Below are 3,240 nucleotides of genomic sequence, written 5' to 3'. Positions count from 1 at the left end.
TCGGATTGAATTCCGGCGGCATCGCCCGCAAATGCCGATCCATCCGACCCGTCAGCTCAGCCAACCCCGCAATCGCAGCCGGCACGAACCCCGCAACCCGCCCCACCCCCCACTCACCCACCTGCACCCCTGACTCACCCACCTGCTCCCCAGCCGGTTCACCCTCGTCACCCACCATCCCGGCCAACTCCGCCCGCAACGCCTCGACACGCCCCCGCGCCTGCTCCCAGTCCGCCCGCAAACCCTGATCGAACATCGGCAACAACGCCGGATCCGCCCGCACAACCTCATCCCACCCCGGCAACGCCTCAAACGAAGCCAGATAAGACTCAGCCTGCTCCAACGACTCCCGCAACTGCGCAACCCGCCCCCCATCACCAGCCACACCCCCCACCCCCTCCTCCACAACCTCCCCCAACTCATCCACCTGTCCCCCGGCCAGTTCGCCCTCGTCACCCACCACCATCCCGGCCAACTCCGCCCGCAACGCCTCGACACGCCCCCGCGCCTGCTCCCAGTCCGCCCGCAAACCCTGATCGAACATCGGCAACAACGCCGAATCCGCCCGCACAACCTCATCCCACCCCGGCAACGCCTCAAACGAAGCCAGATAAGACTCAGCCTGCTCCAACGACTCCCGCAACTGCGCAACCCGCCCCCCATCACCAGCCACACCCTCCACCCCCTCCTCCACAACCTCCCCCAACCCCTCCCCGGACTCCCTTTCCCGCTCCGACTCCGCTCGCATAGCCGCATCCGGCTCCCGCGACGCCTCCAGCCCCGTCTGCCAATCCTCGTCCAAATCGGACAGCGATGCCGCAGCCTGCCCCTCCCCACCTGAATCCCCCATCACCTCATCAACCGACACACCAAAATCAAAACCACCATCCGACCACGCGTCCCGTTCGTCCCGACCAGCCCCAGCCGACTCCGATCCCTCAGTTGACGCCATTGCATCCTGCTCATTCTGCTGCCCACTTACTCCCAAGCCCGCAATTTTCTTGGGCCCAGTCTCCTTCTGGGCCTGCACCGACTTCAGCTCCGCCCTATCTTTCTTCAGCCTGTCCCGCGTCTTCTTCAACTTCTCCGCAAAACCAGCCAACCCGGCTACCCTTTCCTGTAACGCACCCAAGTTGGCCTCAATATCGGCGCTCCTCGGCAACGCCTCCAACGCCTGCACCTCCGCAGCCTCTTTCTTCAGTTTCGTTACTCGCTTCGCCAGCCACTTTTCCTCCTTTTCTTCGTTTTTTATTTTCCGCCACAGATTGAGCTCGGTCTGCTGCTCTGAATTCAGTCGCCTCTGCTTCTCCAACTCCTCCAACTTGGCATATTCGTCGGCGGCAGCGCCCTTTTTCGCCCTTCTAGAATTGTTGACAGCCGCCCTGTGCTTCTGCTTCTGCTGCTCCATCTTCGGCTCGAGTTGCGCCAGCTCCTCGGCCTCCTCCGGAGCCAGGTCCCTCCCCTCCTGCAGAGCCAACTGCCTCCGCCCCTGCAACTCCGCAACCCAGTCGGCTTCGGCCTTCCGAGCCTGGTATTGCCTCGCGTTTTCTTCCTTCTTGTTCTGCTTCCGCTGCGCCACTCTCTGCTCGAGCCACGCCAGCTCGTCGGCCTCCGCTTCAGTCAGCTCCTTCCCCTCCTCCCGAGCCAACTGCCTCCGCCCCTGCAACTCCGCAATCCGCTCGGCGGTTTCCTTCCTTACCTGGTACTGCCTCGCTTTATCTTCCTTCTTGTTCTGCTTCCGCTGCGCCACTCTCTGCTCGAGCCACGCCAGCTCGTCGGCCTCCGCTTCAGTCAGCTCCTTCCCCTCCTCCCGAGCCAACTGCCTCCGCCCCTGCAACTCCGCAACCCGCTCGGCTTCGGCCTTCCGCCCCTCCACCCGCTCCTGCACAGCGTCGTCCAACCCCTCCCCGGACTCCCCCTCCCACTCCGCCTGCATAGCCGCATCCGGCTCCCGCGACGCCTCCAGCCCCGTCTGCCAATCCTCGTCCAAATCGGACAGCGATGCCGCAGCCTGCCCCTCCCCACCTGAATCCCCCATCACCTCATCAACCGACACACCAAAATCAAAACCACCATCCGACCACGCGTCCCGTTCGTCCCGATCAGCCCCAGCCGACTCCGATCCCTCACTCGGCTCCAGCGCATCCTGCTGCTCGTCCTGCTGTCCACCTGCCTCCACGCCCGCAATCCGCCCCGACCCAGCCTCCCCCCGGGCCTGCACCGACTTCAGCGCCGCCCTATTTGTCTTCAGCCTTTCCCTCGTATTCTTCAACAGCTCCGCAGAACCAGCAGACTCAGCCACCTTGGCCCGCAACGCACTCAGCTTGGCCTCATTGGCGCCACTCTGCGGTAATGCCTTTAACGCCTCGATCTTCGCATCCTTCTCTTTCAGTCTCGATACTTCCTTCGCCAGCCGCGCTACCTCCTTTTCGTCCTTTCCTATTTCCCGATGCAAATTGAGCTTGGTCCGCTGCTCTGGATTCAGCTGCCCCTGCTCCTCCAACTTCTTCAACTTCGCAAATTCGTCGGCGTCGGCGTCCTTTTTTGCCCTTTTAGAATTTCTGTCATGCGCCCTGTGCTTCTGCCTCTGCTTTTCCACTTTCTGCTCGAGCCACTCCAGCCTCTTCGCCTTCTCCGGCGCCAGGTCCCTTCCCTCCTCCCGGAGCAACTGCTTCTTCCTCTGCAAATCCGCAAGCTCTGCGGCTTCGGCCTTCCGCGCCTGGAACTGCCTCGCGTTCTCTTTCTTCTTTTTCTGCCTCTGCTTTTCCACTCTCGGCTCGAGCCACTCCAGCCTCTTCGCCTTCTCCGGCGCCAGGTCCCTCCCCTCCTCCCGGAGCAACTGCTTCTTCCTCTGCAAATCCGCAAACTCTACGGCCTCGGCCTTCCGCGCCTGGTACTCCCTCGCGTTCTTTGCCTTCTTGCCCTGCTTCTGCTGCTCCACGCTCGGCGCGCGGTCCTGTTGTGTTGCCTGGTCCGTCGGTGTGGTTCCGTCGCCCTCGCCGCCTTGATTCCCGGAAGCAACCCCGCCGGGTCCTGCCACTGTCCGTCGCTTGGAGGCCCTGGAAGAACTTTCGCCCTCCTCTTCCCGGGGCCTCTTCGTGCCCTTCGTGCCCTTCGTGGCGGTTTCGGCTGCTGCCGGCCCAGACGCACCGTCCCGGCGTGGGGGACCCGTCACGTCGGTGGGCAGCCCGGCACCCCTGCCCAGGTGCCGCAGTGCGGGACCACTGGGCGGCAACACCA

General features: G+C 63.6%; 1 protein-coding gene. It reads right to left on the bottom strand.

Annotation, left to right across the window (positions count from 1 at the left end):
• A partial coding sequence (locus ACWDKQ_RS35570; RefSeq protein ID WP_450143139.1) for a hypothetical protein occupies positions 1-2,941 on the bottom strand: 2,941 nt, incomplete at its 3' end.
• Positions 2,942-3,240: the final 299 nt, after the last annotated feature.

This window comes from Saccharopolyspora sp. NPDC000995, from assembly GCF_053599315.1.
Note: the sequence above shows the minus strand (reverse complement) of the source record. Positions and strands in the feature narration are given on the sequence as shown.